This is a genomic window from Vibrio chemaguriensis (assembly GCF_012275705.1).
In the GTDB taxonomy this organism is placed as follows: Bacteria; Pseudomonadota; Gammaproteobacteria; order Enterobacterales; family Vibrionaceae; genus Vibrio; species Vibrio diabolicus.
On sequence record NZ_SHOE01000010.1, the window covers coordinates 169,977 to 186,938 of the forward strand.

At 45.9% G+C, this 16,962-nt stretch carries 12 protein-coding genes; 7 read left to right on the forward strand and 5 right to left on the reverse strand.

The genetic code is table 11. The features are described 5' to 3' along the window. Positions 1–45 precede the first annotated feature (45 nt). The gene (locus EX191_RS11820; RefSeq protein ID WP_193447811.1) at positions 46–2,499 is read right to left on the reverse strand and encodes a glycogen/starch/alpha-glucan phosphorylase; all 2,454 of its coding nucleotides are present in this window, start codon (positions 2,497–2,499) and stop codon (positions 46–48) included. 733 nt (positions 2,500–3,232) lie between these two features. Between EX191_RS11820 and malT the strand changes: the two genes are divergently transcribed. The 7 genes from malT to sstT all read left to right on the forward strand — a co-directional run bounded on the left by malT (position 3,233) and on the right by sstT (position 11,965). Then, on the forward strand, positions 3,233–5,941 hold the full coding sequence (gene malT / locus EX191_RS11825) for an HTH-type transcriptional regulator MalT (protein ID WP_193447812.1): 2,709 nt from the start codon (positions 3,233–3,235) through the stop codon (positions 5,939–5,941). 580 nt (positions 5,942–6,521) lie between these two features. Further along, the gene (locus EX191_RS11830) at positions 6,522–7,439 is read left to right on the forward strand and encodes a polyprenyl-phosphate transporter (RefSeq protein WP_193447813.1); all 918 of its coding nucleotides are present in this window, start codon (positions 6,522–6,524) and stop codon (positions 7,437–7,439) included. A 251-nt stretch (positions 7,440–7,690) separates the two neighbouring features. Next, positions 7,691–8,116, forward strand: a complete 426-nt coding sequence (locus EX191_RS11835) for a hypothetical protein (RefSeq protein ID WP_047009646.1) — start codon at positions 7,691–7,693, stop codon at positions 8,114–8,116. A 9-nt stretch (positions 8,117–8,125) separates the two neighbouring features. Continuing rightward, positions 8,126–8,740: an SCO family protein gene (locus EX191_RS11840; protein WP_006740812.1), complete on the forward strand. Its 615-nt coding sequence runs from the start codon at positions 8,126–8,128 to the stop codon at positions 8,738–8,740. Next, positions 8,730–9,038 (forward strand): PTS sugar transporter subunit IIB, encoded by a 309-nt coding sequence (locus EX191_RS11845; protein ID WP_046875700.1) that lies wholly within the window; start codon positions 8,730–8,732, stop codon positions 9,036–9,038. Before EX191_RS11840 ends, EX191_RS11845 begins: the two co-directional genes overlap by 11 nt. Before the next feature lie 275 nt (positions 9,039–9,313). Then, a complete protein-coding gene (gene rsgA, locus EX191_RS11850; protein ID WP_193447814.1) occupies positions 9,314–10,390 on the forward strand; it encodes a ribosome small subunit-dependent GTPase A in 1,077 nt (358 codons plus the stop codon). A 357-nt stretch (positions 10,391–10,747) separates the two neighbouring features. Then, the gene (gene sstT / locus EX191_RS11855; protein WP_005396770.1) at positions 10,748–11,965 is read left to right on the forward strand and encodes a serine/threonine transporter SstT; all 1,218 of its coding nucleotides are present in this window, start codon (positions 10,748–10,750) and stop codon (positions 11,963–11,965) included. 72 nt (positions 11,966–12,037) lie between these two features. Here sstT and pdxY read toward each other — a convergent pair whose 3' ends face one another. From pdxY to speF, 4 genes are all read right to left on the reverse strand, one after another. Next, entirely contained in the window at positions 12,038–12,907 is an 870-nt protein-coding gene (gene pdxY / locus EX191_RS11860; protein ID WP_104973150.1) for a pyridoxal kinase PdxY, read from the reverse strand. Positions 12,908–13,008: 101 nt separating this feature from the next. Beyond that, positions 13,009–13,197 (reverse strand): AbrB/MazE/SpoVT family DNA-binding domain-containing protein, encoded by a 189-nt coding sequence (locus tag EX191_RS11865; protein WP_005396772.1) that lies wholly within the window; start codon positions 13,195–13,197, stop codon positions 13,009–13,011. Positions 13,198–13,344: 147 nt separating this feature from the next. Next, positions 13,345–14,655 carry a putrescine-ornithine antiporter gene (potE, locus tag EX191_RS11870; RefSeq protein WP_005396773.1) on the reverse strand — a complete coding sequence of 437 codons (1,311 nt, stop codon included), beginning with the start codon at positions 14,653–14,655 and terminating at the stop codon, positions 13,345–13,347. Positions 14,656–14,716: 61 nt separating this feature from the next. Continuing rightward, on the reverse strand, positions 14,717–16,864 hold the full coding sequence (speF, locus tag EX191_RS11875) for an ornithine decarboxylase SpeF (protein WP_193447815.1): 2,148 nt from the start codon (positions 16,862–16,864) through the stop codon (positions 14,717–14,719). Between the last annotated feature and the right edge of the window lie 98 nt (positions 16,865–16,962).

Genomic DNA, 16,962 nt, shown 5'->3' on the forward strand with positions numbered 1-16,962 from the left:
TGACCAAAGGTAGCGCTTGGCTACCTTGGTCTTAACTCTGTTCTATTAACGGTGAACCGCTTTTAGTTTCCAGATGTTGTTCACATAGTCGCGAATTGAGCGATCTGAGGTGAACTTGCCGACAAGGGCGGTATTAAGAATGGCTTTCTTCGCCCAGCCAGCTTGGTCTTTGTATTGTTCGCTCATGTCTTCGTGCGCTTTCACGTAAGATGCGAAGTCCGCAAGACATAAGTACGGGTCACCACCATCTAGTAGGCTGTCGTACGTTGCACGCAGTAAGCCTGGTTGACCTGGAGTGAATTCTTCACCCAGTAGTAGGTCCATAGACGCTTTGAGTAGGTGATCCGCATTGTAGTAATCAAATGGGTTGTAACCTTGAGCTTTCAGCGCTTTCACACCTTCAACGTCTAGACCGAAGATGTAGATGTTCTCATCGCCTACTTCTTCACGAATCTCAACGTTAGCACCATCCATCGTACCGATCGTTAGGGCACCGTTAAGCGCCATCTTCATGTTACCAGTACCTGATGCTTCTTTACCCGCAAGTGAAATTTGTTGTGATACGTCCGCCGCAGGAATAATAATTTCAGCCATGCTCACGCGGTAATCAGGAATGAAGACCACTTTCAGCTTGTTGCCGATGCGAGGGTCGTTGTTCACTTTCTCAGCAATCTTGTTAATAGCGAAAATGATTTCTTTCGCTAGGTGGTAACCCGGTGCGGCTTTCGCTGCGAAGAACACAACGCGAGGCACACATTCGAAGCCTGGTTCGTTAAGAATACGGTGGTACAAAGACAGTACGTGTAGCAAATCTAGGTGCTGACGTTTGTACTCGTGTAGACGCTTAATTTGAACATCGAAGATCGCATTAGTATCGAGTTCAATACCCATGTTCTCTTTCACCCAGTTAGCTAGGCGTTCTTTGTTCTCTTTCTTCACTGCCATGAATTCTTTCTGGAATTTCTCGTCAGTGGCGTACTTAGCGATGCCTTCTAGTTGCTCTAGTTTCGCTGGCCATTCTGGGCCGACTTTCTCTGTGATTAGCTTAGAAAGACCAGGGTTACAGAACTTCAACCAACGACGTGGCGTAATACCGTTCGTTACGTTGTGTAGACGTGTTGGGTACATTTCGTGGAACTCTGGGAATAGGTCTTTCTTAACCAATTCAGAGTGAAGTGCCGCTACACCGTTTACTGCGTAAGAGCCAATTACACATAGGTTTGCCATGCGAACCATGCGATGGAAACCTTCTTCGATGATAGAAAGCTTCTGTTGTTTCGCGACATCACCCGGCCACATTGCACGTACGTCTTGTAAGAAGCGGTGGTTGATCTCGTAAATGATCTCCATGTGACGTGGTAGTAGGTGCTGAATTAGCGACTCTGACCATGTCTCTAGTGCTTCTGGAAGTAGCGTGTGGTTTGTGTACGCGAATGTTTGAGAGCTGATTTCCCAAGCCGCTTCCCAAGTTAGACCTTTTTCGTCCATCAGGATGCGCATTAGCTCAGGAATCGCAATCGTTGGGTGCGTATCGTTAAGCTGGATAGTCTCTTGCTTCGGTAGATCCGCTAGCGAGTAGCCAGCTGCTTCGTGGCGACGTAGGATGTCACGTACAGACGCCGCTGAGTGGAAGTACTGCTGCATAAGACGCAGTGTTTTACCTTTCTCGTGGTTGTCGTTCGGGTAAAGCACTTTAGTGATGTTGCCCGCGTCGATCAGTGCGTGCTGCGCTTCGAAGTAGTCACCGTTGTTAAAACTTGCTAGCGAGAATGGTGCAATTGCCTGACATTCCCAAAGACGTAGCGGGTAAACCGTGTCTGATTCGTAACCCACGATTGGTAGATCCCAAGGCATGGCTCTTACAGACATGCCAGGAACCCATTTGCGAACTTCTTTACCGTTCTCGTTAACCACTTCAACGTGACCGTAGAAACCGATCTCTTGTGCAAGTTCTGGACGAGCAATTTCCCAAGGGTAGCCTTCTACACCACGCCATGCGTCAGGTGCTTCTTGCTGGCGACCATCTTTGAATGACTGTTTGAACAAACCGTATTCGTAGTGCAAGCCGTAACCGACGGTTGGGAATTCTTGTGCCGCACATGAATCCATGAAACATGCCGCTAGACGACCAAGACCACCGTTACCCAATGATGGGTCACGTTCTTCTTCTAGCAGGTCAGTTAGGTTGTAACCCAGTTCAGCCATTGCTTCTGTTACTTGTTCGTACAGACCCATGCTGATTAGGTTGTTACCCGTCAAACGACCGATAAGGAACTCTAGCGAAAGGTAGTTAACGCTCTTCGCACTTTTAATGCGCGGATCTTCTTCAGTAGCAAGCAAATCTAGAGTAGTGAACTCAGCCAGTGCATGACCCATTGCTAGGTACCAAGCGCGGCTGTCTGCGTTTTCAATCGTGTGAGCGTAAGTTACAGATAGGTGTTTCTTTACGCTTTCTTGGAACGACTTCTTGTCAAATTGTTTTTGTTGAGTAGGTTTCATTACGAAATTCTCACGTCTTTTGGTAATTCATCTGCCATACATCGTGCATTTACCTCTGTGAATAAACATCCTCCTAATTCTCCTCCTTTGAAGGAGGAGGGCTGAGGGCGTAGAGGGGTACCATTGCTAGGTTAGTGATCCAAATCTCAACAAAGTGAACTTTGCTCTAGTTCTTAGTGATTTTGATCACAATGGAATATGAGAAAGGTTAAAACCCGTTCATGACGCTTTTTATAGCCCACTCATCTGATGATGTGAAAATTGCAATATTGGTCACATTAACTTGGTTAACATGGAAAGATTTTTCATAATCGATGTGCAACGAGATCTTAATACACTCGACACAAAAGATATTTAAGTGACAAGAATCACAAATAAAGGGCGTAGTTGATGGTAAATCCATCAACCCTTGAGAATTAGGAAGTGGATCAAAGTAACGGACATTTCTGATGTCGTAACATCCCACACGGCTCACAGGATTGTACGCTTTTTATACAAACTAGAATTAGGCGGTGTGAGTTATTTCTAGTTTTCGCTAGCTTTTATATCTAAGTGACCGTATGGAATGGTTTTTCAGACGGATGCAAGCCCCAACAAGAGGCGACATTAACCGCATTCAAGCAGTTTTTGATGCTGATGGCATCATTCAGTAAGACGAAGCTTTCGAGGGGGCCTTACTGAAATGATCACGTCGCAATCACTTGGGTATACATAAATAAGGACATAATTACTAATGTGGATTCCATCTAAGCTTACTCGACCAGGACGCCTGCACAATGCCATCGTGCGCCCACGAGTGTTGGACTTACTACAGCAAGCGCCTTACTACAAATTGGTTTTATTCCGCTCCCCAGCAGGTTACGGAAAAACCACCATGGCAGCGCAGTGGCTATCCGATAAACCAAACGTCGGTTGGTACAGCATTGACGACAGTGACAATGATGGCTTTCGCTTTGTAAATTACCTGCTTCAAGCATTAAACAAAGCCACCAACTTCAGTTGCTCTAACGCACAAAAACTGGCGGAAAAACGCCAGATCTCTTCTCTACGTTCTTTATTCAGCGAAGTATTCGCGGAAATGGCTGATTTTCATCAAGAGTGCTACGTGGTGCTAGATGACTATCACTTGATCACCAACGATGAAATCCATGAATCCATGCGTTTCTTCTTAAAACACATGCCAGACAACCTCACCGTTGTGGTAACAAGTCGTGCAGCGCCGCCTCTGGGTACTGCAAACTTACGTGTTCGTGATTTAATGATCGAAATCGGCAACGAGATGTTGGCGTTCGATACCGAAGAAACGACTCGCTTCTTTAATCAGCGTATTGCCGATGGCATCGACGAAGACATGGCAAACAGCCTCAGAACCTATGTGGAAGGTTGGCCATCGGCGATGCAGTTGATCGCGTTACAAGCGCAACATCAAAACCGTACATTGGCACAAACCGTAGAGTCAGTATCACAGTTCAATCACGCGCATTTGTGGGATTATCTGGTCGAAGAAGTATTTGACCTACTCGATCACGAAACTCGTCATTTCTTGATGCAAGTTTCCGTGCTTGACCACTTCAATGATGAGTTGGTGTTTGCCCTCACCCAACGCGAAGATGCGCTTGGTTTGATCGAATCATTAAACCGCTACGGCTTATTCATCTACCCACTCGAAGGGGAGCAAAACTGGTTCCGATTCCATAACTTATTTGGCGAGTTTTTGTCTCATGAGCGCCAAGCGCGTATTCCTCAGCAAGAAAAAGATCTCCACCGCAATGCAGCTGTTGCCTGGTTACAACAAAAAGCACCGCACCAAGCGATTCACCATGCACAAAAGTCGAACGATAAAGACTTGGTGGTAGAAATTCTAAACGAATTCGGCTGGAAGATGTTTAACCAAGGCGAGCTCAGCACACTGGAAAGCTCAATTAATAAGTTGGATGCTGAGCTTCTGTTCAGCCACCCAAAACTTACGATGCTCCGAGCTTGGTTGGCTCAAAGTCAGCACCGTTATAACCAAGTAGGCCACCTGCTTGAAGAAGCGGAAGAAGAGCATAAAAAGCGTAACATTGAGTTAGATATTCATTATCAAGGTCAAGCAAACGCGCTGCTTGCTCAAGTGGCTATCAACAGCAACCAGCCAGAGAAAGCACTCGAATTAGCGGAGCTAGCACTTAGCCAACTTGATAACACGATTTACCGTAGCCGCATTGTGGCAACTTCGGTTGTTGGCGAAGTTAACCACGTGCTAGGTAAACTCGACCGCGCGTTACCGATGATGCAACAAACCGAGAAACTGGCTCGTCAGTACCAAGTTTACCACCAAGCGTTATGGGCGATTTTACAACAAAGCGAGATTTTGATTGCACAAGGTTACGTACAAGCCGCCTTTGAGCTGCAAGATTCCGCATTCCGTTTGATTGAAGATCAGCAACTTCAACATGTTCCTCTGCACGAGTTTTTGCCGCGTATTCGTGCACAAGTGCTTTGGTGCTGGAACCGACTTGATGAAGCAGAGGAATGTGCCTACCGAGGTCTACAAATTCTCGAAAACCATTCGCCAAGTAAGCACTTACACAGCTACTCGATGCTGGCGCGTATTGCGGTTGGCCGTGGCGAGCTAGACAAAGCCGGTAAATTCATTGAGCATATCCAACACTTGATGAAACAGTCGACTTACCATGTAGACTGGACAGCAAACGCTTCACTATCGTTGATCCTATTTTGGCAAGCGCGCGGTAACACCGATGCAATGCAAGAATGGCTCAACACTGCGGTTCGTCCTGAATCGGCATGCAACCACTTTTCACAATTGCAATGGCGTAACATTGCACGCGCACACATCAACTTAGGTCAATATACCGAAGCGCGCGCAGCATTGGATTTCCTCCAAAGTGAAGCTCGTCGAACCAACCTGATCACAGATACTAATCGCAACTTAGTGGTCGAAGCGGTGTTTGCTGCTCGCCAAAAAGACGAAGAGCAAGCAAAAGCATTGCTAAAAGAAGCGTTAGTGATGACAAACCAGACGGGGATGGTAGGTAATTTCCTCATTGATGGCGCCACCATTGGCGGGCTACTGGAGAAGTTAAGCCTACGCCATGAGTTAGGAGATCTAGAACGCCACCGCGCTCAACAATTGATGAAGGATATTTCCTCCAATCAGCGCAGCCGCTCTATTCACTTTGATGAAGACTTCATTGAGAAGCTGGTAAACCACCCTAACGTACCGGAACTGGTTCGCACAAGCCCACTGACTCAACGTGAGTGGCAGGTGCTTGGTTTGATTTATTCTGGTTTCAGCAATGAGCAAATCGCGCAAGAGCTTGATGTGGCAGGCACCACGATTAAAACTCACATTCGCAACTTGTACCAAAAGCTCAATATCGCCAATCGTAAAGAGGCCATTGTGACAGCTGAAAATTTACTCCAGTTGATGGGGTACTGATCAGCTCAAGAAAACAGATTAAAACCTAAAGTGAAATACAAGGGGTTGGCGTGATGCGTCAGCCCTTTTTTATGAGTCTAGAACGAGGGAAGTGCAATTTGCAAAGCACGTAAGTAACGTTGTTCATATAAAAAAATAGCCAACCGCAATAATCGCGATTGGCTTATATTTAGTGTGAACAAATTGTATTCACTAACAACGTCAGTTGGCTAGGTGACCCTCGGCTTAAGAAGGGTCGAGCAGTATTATGCATTAATCATGCCAAAATGCAAAGACTTATTTTTGGGCACAGGATCTCATATAAAGTGAATTTGTCTATATAAAATATAGCAAAACGCAAATTCAATTATCAAATTGCATTTGCATAATGCAACAAACGTGGCCATTGATAGTACAGTTAATCATCTCAATAATGTAAACCAAATATTAAGATATCGTTGTATTTGAATCACCTCATTACCTGTAACAAAAATAAGCAATTACTTGGATATAAAACCCAGTAGCTACAGCACTATTTCATACTTTTTTCGTCACAATGTTTGTATACTCTGTGCCATCGAAACGACTTAGCATTAGAGCAATGAACTACTTAATTACTTTCTTCAAAGGAATCGCCATGGGCGCAGCAGATGTTGTTCCTGGCGTATCAGGCGGCACCATCGCGTTTATCACCGGCATTTACGATACGCTGCTTGAGAGCATTCGACGCATTAACCCATCACTTTTCTCTATTTGGCGAAAAAAAGGGGTTAAAGCCGCCTTTAATCACATCAACGGTTTCTTCCTTCTCGCTCTGTTTGCCGGTATTTTCACCAGCATTGCTACGCTAGCAAAGTTGATCACTTGGCTTCTTGACACACACCCGATCCCACTTTGGTCATTTTTCTTTGGTCTGATTTTGGTATCGGTCTATCACATTATTCGTCAGGTTGAACAACGTGATCTTATCCGCTTTGTGACTCTACTTGTTGGTGTCGGGTTTGCTTACAGCATCACCGTGCTTAAACCTCTGCACATGGAACCAACAGCTATTAACACATTGTTCGCTGGTGCTATCGCGATTTGCGCGATGATCTTACCGGGCATCTCTGGCAGCTTTATCTTGTTATTGATTGGGATGTATGCACCTGTATTAGCCGCCGTGAAAGGCTTCCAAGTCGATACATTAGCGCTGTTTTTGTCAGGTTGTGTGATTGGTTTGCTGTCCTTTTCGCATCTATTGTCGTGGTTACTACGCAAGTTCCGCGATTTCACTCTGATGTTTTTGACAGGCTTAATGATTGGTACGTTACCAAAGATTTGGCCTTGGAAAGAAACCATCACTTGGCGCACCAATTCAAAGGGTGAGCAAGTGCCCTTGCTACAGCACAACCTATCACCATTTGAATTTGAACACGTAACATCACAACCTTCTCAGTTAGTGCTTGCCGTTGTGATGATGCTTGCTGCCATTGCGCTGGTTTTGAGCCTCGAAAAATTTGCAGATTCAGACAAGTAACTGCGGTATCAAATCAATACGGAATCAACAAACAAGAACGGAGCCAATTGGCTTCGTTCTTGTTTGTTGGCAAAGAGAAAATCATCGCAATTGAAAATCTTTATGGGCTTGATTCAACAGCCCCTAAGCCGCGCGGTTATTTTGATCTCTGTCATCGAGGCACAACGCACAATTTATTTAGGCCACGAGTTGGCGAATGACGCTTCTGTGCTACGATGCAGATAATGTTAAGTGATAAATGCTGAACCTTAATGAAAGTGTTACAAATCGCCGCTGTTTCAGCCGCACTGGTTGCGGGATTTTATGCCCCGACGTTACTAAAAAGCTTTTCTTCATCCACTCCGATCAAACCGATAGATGAGTATTGCTTTCTCTCTACTGCCTCGTGCGTTCAAGAGAATGTTACGATGACGCTCAACGCAGATACTGCTCAACCCTTGGTCCCTACTACTCTGAATGTTGAGTGGCGCACAAGCGATGCTGAGCAACTCGTCCTAAGCCTTTCAGGAAGAGAAATGGAGATGGGAGAACCCAAGTTTTTACTGAAGCAAGTCGCTCCTGGTCGATATCAAGGTGACATCATTCTGCCGGTTTGCACTCAAGACGCCATGACATGGGTTGGTGAACTCAGTGATGGAGAGAATACCGTTTACCCTGCTATAAAAATGCAAAGATAAGGAATCATTATGAGCCGCAATTGGTCCCTATTTCTCGTAGTTGCTTTCGCCCTCGGGTTTGGCGTAAAAAGCTATTTAGATAATCAGAAAACGAAGCCAGAGCAAGTGGATAGTTCCACCTCTCAACAAACGGTATTGTTTGGGGAAAATAACCAAGCCGTCAATATCTTCGATGTGAATGACCCTCGCATTCGAGTCGTCTATTTTGGTTTTACTCGCTGCCCAGATGTTTGCCCAACTTCGCTTGCTATGCTGGCAGGAGCCCTAAATCAGATCGATGAAGCGCAAAAAGCGCAACTGCGCCCAATGTTCATTTCTTTAGATCCAGAGCGTGATGAGGCCGATGCCTCGGCGAAATATGCCCATTACTTCCATCCAATGATTGAAGGCCTATCGGCGCCGCTTGATGTAACCACACCTTTGGCACACAACTATGGTGTTATTTTCCGCAAAACCGAATTGGAAGGCTCGGAGCTCAAATACACGCTTGATCACAGCTCTTACTTTTACTTCTTGAAGCCGGATGGCACGTTAATCACCAAGGTACCGCATACACTCTCGCCGGCACCGATTGTTGAAGCCATTTCAAAACTGACGACTGAAGGCTCCTCAAATGACAGTTAAGTCAGTGCTGAAACAGTTTTTCAGTTTCCTAACTCAAACCAACCCCAATGTCGAACAAGACGTCGATACGATCATTGACGCCATTGGGGGGATAGAAAACCTGCTAGAAACTGGAGCATGCGCGACTCGGCTACGTCTTACCCTCAGAACGACGTCCATCATCGATAAAAATGCACTCAAAAATCATGGCGCACATGGCGTCGTGATACTGGATGAGCGTCATGTCCAAATCATATACGGCTTAAAAGCCAACACGTATTCGCAGATAATGGAAGAGCGCATCAACAAACAAAGCTAATATTTTCGCAGTATAGCTACCCTCTAAGATAAAGGGCGGCTATACTCTCTTGGCTTAATTAATTCACTTATTTATTAACCAACGAAGAGGACAAATGATGATTGTATTGAATAACACTAACTGGGCATCGCAAGGGTAACCCTAACCGCACCAATTGTGTGGCATAGCCACAACTCCCCTTCTCTGCCCGGTCTTCACCGGGGTCAACTCTATCCGAATTAGACCCTAATGCGATTTGTATTAAGGCGCTTTTTTGCGTCTGGGATAATTCAACAATGAATCAAACACATACTTTTTGTGACACATTAATTTCAACTTCAAACCCACTAAAACGATTGGGTTGGAAACCATTTTTTCAGCAACAACTGACACTAGACGATTACGACGACACTATCTTTGCACGTGTGATTGCGCATCACCGAAGTGGTTACCTATTGGCGACAGAAACGGGGCAAGTTCACCTCAATGCCCACCACTCTCTACCCAATATGACCGTCGGAGACTGGGCTATCTTAAATGACGATCAGCAATTTGTTCGTTTACTGGATCGCTTGAGCCTCTTTAGCCGCAAAGCAGCAGGTAGCAAAGTGTCAGAGCAGCTCATCGCCGCAAATGTGGATACCGTTTTTATCGTCTGTTCCCTTAACGACGACTTCAATTTAAGTCGTATTGAACGCTATCTCGCCTTGGCCCATGAAGCCGAAGTCGAACCCGTCATCGTGCTTTCCAAAGCCGATTTGTGTGACAACATTGATGAACTAAAAAGCCAAGTACTGAAGCTCGACCCTCTATTAGTCATAGAGACAGTCAACGGCTTAGAAACAGAGAGTGCTTCTAAACTCATGAGCTGGTGCGAAGAAGGACAAACCGTCGCTTTTATCGGTTCTTCAGGCGTTGGCAAATCAACTCTTGTGAATGCATTACTCGGGCAGCAAGAACAGGCGACTGGGCATATTCGTGAAGACGATAGCAAAGGGCGACATACAACCACATCGCGCTCTATCCATCTATTACCTGATGGCGGCATCTTGATTGATACTCCGGGAATGCGCGAGCTTCAACTAGCAGACTGCGAACTGGGCGTCAGTGAGGCATTTTCTGACATTGAGGGGCTCGCTCAACGTTGTCGCTTTGGTGATTGCCAGCATCAAACTGAGCCGGGTTGTGCAGTTCAAGCTGCGATTGAAAATGGCACACTGGAGGTTCGTCGTTTCAATAACTATCAAAAACTATTGCGAGAACAAGCCTTTAACGGCGCGACTTTGGCAGAGCAACGAGCTCAAAGTCGACAGTTCGGGAAACTCACTCGAAATGCCATGAGTGATAAGCGCAGGCGCCAACAAAGTTACTGATTTGTTACGTTTGAGTTGTCAATAAAATCAAAGGAGACGAAAGTCTCCTTTTTAACAACTTTATTAAAAACCATTACTCATAACTAATGATAATTTTCAACATAAAAATCTTATTTAAATAACATTGAGCAAACATTTAATCCAAAAACAAACTAAAACTAGACACAAAATATTACCAAGCTAAGATATGTGATATTCAGCAAGAAAATGGCTGAATTTATAAAAACAGGATAATTGATAATCATGTGTCTTAGTGACCAGAAGCAATGCTCACCCCTTGCAATACAAGGGCATTATCGCCGTGTAATGATGGACTATTGCCCTGCTCGCTCTGGCATAAAATTGCAGGAATGATGTATGCAACACAACAGCCTCGTTGCCCGATTTGCTCGTGGTAACCTCGTCGTCCAGATCCTTGTCGGTATTGTCTTTGGTATTTTGCTCGCCACAATTTCCCCAAGCCATGCCGAAAGTGCAGGATTAATTGGTAGCCTTTTTGTTGGTGCTCTTAAAGCGATCGCGCCAATCCTTGTGTTTATTTTGGTTGCCGCTTCAATTGCGAACCAAAAGAAAAACCAGCACACGTACATGCGTCCAATCGTTGTACTGTACCTGATGGGTACGTTCTTCGCGGCGCTATCAGCAGTGGTTCTAAGCTTCCTTTTCCCGACCAATTTAACGCTTGTCACCGGCGCTGAAGGTGCAACGCCGCCTCAAGGTATTGCTGAAATTCTACGCACACTGTTGTTTAAACTGGTCGACAACCCAGTAAATGCGCTAGTAGAAGCAAACTACATTGGCATTCTTGCTTGGGGTGTGGGTCTGGGTCTTGCGCTACACCACGCATCTGCAACAACGAAAGCCGTGTTTGAAGATCTCAGCCACAGCGTGTCTCACATTGTTCGCTTTATCATTCGTCTTGCACCATTTGGTATCTTTGGTCTGGTTGCTTCAACGTTCGCAACAACAGGCTTTAGCGCACTAGCAAGCTACGCACACCTTCTGGCGGTTCTTCTTGGCGCTATGATGATCATCGCACTCGTTGTAAACCCGGCGATCGTGTTCGTTAAAACTAAGCAAAACCCTTACCCACTTGTATTCCGTTGCCTACGTGAAAGTGGTGTAACCGCGTTCTTCACTCGTTCAAGTGCGGCGAATATCCCAGTAAACATGGCACTATGTGAGAAGCTAAAACTGGACGAAGATACGTACTCAGTATCTATCCCACTAGGTGCGACCATTAACATGGCTGGTGCTGCAATCACTATCACAACGCTAACGCTTGCAGCTGTGCACACTATGGGTATTGAAGTTGATCTACTGACTGCGCTACTGCTAAGTATTGTGGCTGCGGTTTCTGCATGTGGCGCATCAGGTGTTGCAGGTGGCTCGCTACTACTTATCCCACTTGCGTGTGGTCTGTTTGGTATCTCAAACGACGTAGCAATGCAGGTTGTAGCGGTTGGCTTCATCATCGGCGTGATTCAAGATTCTGCTGAAACTGCACTAAACAGTTCAACAGACGTTGTCTTCACAGCAGCAGTTTGTAAATCAGAACAGCAAAAAGCTCAGTAAGACTGACAGAACAAATAGAAAGGGGAGCCGATGATGGCTCCCCTTTTTTATATACTAATTATTTGCGCTCAATTACGCGGTGGCCAGAACCACCTCTTCAATTGAGAAATGCTTACTTGGCTCAACAAACTCTTGCTGTGCCGCGATAGTTTGCAGCTCCCACTCCCCTGCATGGTAAGTGGCGCTTAATACCCCGTAACACGCGTCATGGCTGTGTTGGAAAGCTTGCTTAGGAGACCACCCCTTCAATAATCCAGCGGTGAAGATAGCCGAGATAAGATCACCCACACCCACAGGCTGTTTGGCAAACTCAAACTGAGGACGCTTCGCTAAGTAAATGCCTTCTTGCGTTGCCAGTAACATGTTGAAGCTGCCATTCTCTAGGCAGTAAAGGTGCTTCACTAGCACTATTTTTGGACCTTTCGCTAGTGCACGTTGGCATGCGGTGATCGCATCGTCTAGTGAGTGGATTTCCATCTCTGAAAATTGGCTTAGCTCGAACTGGTTAGGCACGATCACGTCCGCCATTGGCATCAAACGAGTCAGAAGATTTTCAGCAATACCCGGCGCTACAATGCAGCCTTTGTCTGGCGCGCCCATCACAGGGTCGCAAACATAAAGTGCCTTCGGGTTCGCTTGCTTCACCTTCGTCACGGTTTCTTCAACCGCAAGGCACTGCTCTGCGCTGCCTTGGTAGCCCGTCAACACCGCTTGGCACTTTTCCAATGCACCGATGTTACTAAGACCACGAACTAATTCGCTAATGTCTTCAGCCGCAAACGCTCGCCCAGTCCAACCTTCTTGATACTGCGTGTGGTTAGAAAATTGAACGGTATGAATCGGCCATACTTCGAAGCCCATGCGTTGCATTGGGAAAACGGCACTGCTGTTACCAGCATGACCAAAAGAAACATGAGATTGTATAGAGAGGATACCTTGCATAGTACCTTACCTCTTATTGTTGTTATCGATAGTTCAAAGACAGCGGCAAGCGCCAGTTTTGCGAAACCAGTAGTGTATCCGACAAACCAAGATTCTCTAACTCAATTCTCGTTAACTTCTTCAGAGTAAGTTGGAGCGCTGGTTTTCAACACCATCTTCTTGATTTCCATTTTGTCTTTATTCAGTGCGATTTCTAGGGTATCTCCTTCCCTTATCCCGAGTTGAGTCAGGATTACGCTTGGAATGACTACGGCGGTATCGTCACCGATTTTAACAGGTTGACTTATCATCTTTCGTCCTCCAAATGTCGAAAATGAGTTTTCACATCATTGGATATTTATTCCCAAGAGCCTTGTTCTGACTTGGGCTTGGCATAAGCGCCTAAAAACAAAGAGCCTTCCACACCGCGTTTGGGAAGGCTCTTTCATTATTATTTTTTAATTTGCTAAAGGCTCATGCTTGGCAGCAATCAGACCGTAAGCACTCCAGCCTAAGAAGGTTACGATTGAGCCCCACATCATCGCTTCGTAGCCGGAACCATATAGCGCGTAGAAGCTGTATAGGGAACCAATCAGAGCGATAATGTTGGTGGTTTTCATCTCGCGCTCTGGCACGTGCGCCACTTGCTGCATGATGAAAATTGCGCCCATACATAGGATGTAAGGAATAACGTTCGTTACTACCGCTAGGTTAACCAGCGCTTCGAACTGCTCGTTCAGCGTTGGAGAAATAGTCATTAAAGACAGCACTGATTGGATAACCGTGATGGCCACCATACCTTTGATTGGCGTACCACGTTTGTCCACTTGAGAGAACAATTTAGGGAAGAAGCCCGCATCAGAAGATGATTTGAACACTGACGCGATAGTGAACTGCCAACCTAATAGAGAACCCGCACAAGCCAATACCGCCATACCAGCAACCGCTTTACCTGCTGCTGAGCCAAGCATCACAGACCATACGGTTGAGAATGGTGCGGTAGAAGCGGCAAGCTCAGAATTTGCAACGATACCAGAACAGATGTTTGTCGATACAATGTAAACCACCGCAGCAATCAACGTACCGCCCAATACTGCGATTGGTACGTTCTTCTCTGGGTTTTCTACCGCTTCAGAGTTCGCACAAGCCGATTCAAGACCAAGAAACGCCCATAGTGTCATGGCAATAGAAGCACTCACAGCTTCACCAAATGGTAGGTGGTGTGGGTTCCAAGCTTCTATGTACATAGTTGGGTTAAACCAGAACCAACCAACAATACCTAGCGAACATACCGGTAGGATCACACCCCATACCGTGAAGGTACCGATTTGACCTGTGATTTTCGCACCACCGAAGTTAGCGAAAGTACAAATCCAAAGAATGGCGATGGTGTACAAACAGGTTTCGACCGGAGATAGGGTCACTTCAAAAAATGCGGAGCCGTAACCCACACAGGTAATCGCGATCGCAATATTCGCAATAAGGAGCGACAAACCGTAAGTCCAGCCCGCCATAAACGCACCCGATTTACCGAATGCGTAAGACGCGTAACCGTTCATACCGCCGTCACGTTTACTAAAGCGACCACATTTTGCAAACACATAAGCCAACGCCAAAGAGCCCGCTGCCGTGATCAGCCAAGATAACACAGAAATAGTGCCCACTTGCGCCAGTTTACTTGGCAGCATAATGATACCGGAGCCAGCCATGTTGATGAACGTCAGAATGGTTAACTGCACCACCGACATTTTTTTAGTTTCAGTACTCATAAATTATTCTCCACGAATAAGCGGTTCGCACCGACGCCGGAGCGTGGTGCGAACGGGTAGATTAATCTTTTAGGACATAGCAATGTGCGGTAGTGCGACCGTCGACATCTTCAAGGTACACACCTTGAATTTCTGGCGCGAAGCCTGGGAATCGGTTGATGCCTTCTTCTAGAGATAAGAAGTAATCCACCACCTGTTGAGTCCAGATTTCACCAGTGATCACACAGATAATGCCTGGAGGGTAAGGCAGTGCACCTTCGGCGGCTACGCGGCCGACGGCCTCTTTAAGTGGTAGGTAATCGCATTCACCGCGGAAGTATTTACGTGTTGCCACGTCTGGTTTGTGAACCATTTGTGGGAAGTATTCACTGCGGAACATCGCTTTTTGTAGCTGTTTCACGTTCAGCTCTTTGTACATGTCATGCATTTCCTGACATAGCTGACGGATGGTGTAACCACGGTAGCGCTCTTTGTTCGCTTCGTAGATGCCTGGTAGCACGATACTGAGAGGTGCATCATCACGAATGAATTTTTCAAATCGGTTGATTTGCGCGACAAGGTGACGGATCTTACCCATATCTTCGGCAGGAGTGAGTAGGAACAAGATGGAGTTCAAGTCGCACTTCTCAGGGATGATGCCGTTTTCTCGAAGGAAGTTCGCCAATAGCGTTGCCGGAATACCGAAATCTGCGTAGCTGCCGTCTTCGGCAATGCCTGCCGTGGTTAGCAACAATTTACATGGGTCAACAAAGTATTGACCTTCGCCATAACCTTCAAACTTGTGCCAGTTTGCATCTGGCTCGAACATAAAGAACTTCTTGTTGGTCGCGATCACATCCGTGTCGTAACTGCCCCAAGGTTGACCTTCAATTTCATTTGGAATGAACGGACGAATTAACTCACAACTTTTGAGAATTTCTTTACGCGCTTCGATACCTGTCTTAACTGCGTCGCTCCATAAACGTAAGCCTGCTTCACCATCGTGGATCTTCGCGTTCACATCCAATGCAGCAAACAACGCATAGAAAGGAGATGTCGATGCGTGCATCATAAACGCGTTGTTAAAGCGTTTGTGATTGCAGTAACGAGCTTGGCCTTTGATATGGCGGTCTTTTTTGTGGATTTGCGACGTTTGAGAGAAACCAGCTTGTTGCTTGTGAACAGACTGGGTCACGATCACACCCGCATCTTCTGGTTTCAGATCCAGTAGCAGTGGCGAACAATCTTTCATCATAGGGATGAACTGCTCATAGCCTACCCATGCCGAGTCAAACAAGATGTAGTCACAAAGGTGGCCGATCTTATCCATGACGTAACGAGCGTTATAAATTGTACCGTCGTAAGTCCCCAACTGGATGATGGCCAGGCGGAACGGACGTTCATCTCGTGCACGCTCTGGAGATACTTTCGCGATTTGAGCACGAATATACTCTTCATCGAAACAGTGCTCATCCATACCACCAATGAAGCCCCAAGGGTTACGCGCCGTTTCTAGATAAACTGGCATACCACCCGCTTGGATTAACGCGCCGTGGTGATTCGACTTGTGGTTATTGCGGTCGAACAATACCAAATCACCTTCAGTTACTAGCGCATTACACACCACTTTATTTGAAGCAGAAGTACCGTTAAGTACGAAGTAAGTTTTGTCAGCGTTAAATACTTTTGCAGCGTGTGCTTGCGCTTGGTGTGCAGAACCTTCGTGGATCAGTAAGTCACCTAAGTCCACGTCCGCGTTACACAAGTCGCTACGGAATAGGTTTTCGCCAAAGAAATCGTAGAATTGTTTACCAGCAGGGTGTTTTTTGAAGAACTGACCACCTTGGTGCCCTGGACAGTCAAACGCCGAGTTACCCATCTCAACGTAGTGCGTTAATTGCTTGAAGAAAGGAGGGAGCAGACGACACTCATATTTAGTCACGGCTTCATTAATTTGACGGCAGTAGTAATCGATAGATTGTCTTTCTAAATCAATAACACCCGTTAACCAAACGTAATCTTCTGCCGAAACTGGAGTTTCATCGGTCACTAAGAAAACAGGAATTCCGTACCCTGTTTCCGAAATCATTCTGTGCAGACCCGCTTTAATGTCTGCTGACGTAATAATAGCTGCACCAACGTCGGTTAATTCAACTTGTTCTAAAGGCAGTAAGTGACGATTAAATTGTTCATCTAAAGATTCAGCTAATAAGCTAAAGTCTTCAGGCATGTAATTACTAACACCTGTCTCTTATACACATCTGAAAAAAAAAAAAAAAAAAAAATACACACAACATCTGAACTGCAGCGCGAAATAACAAACTCTAC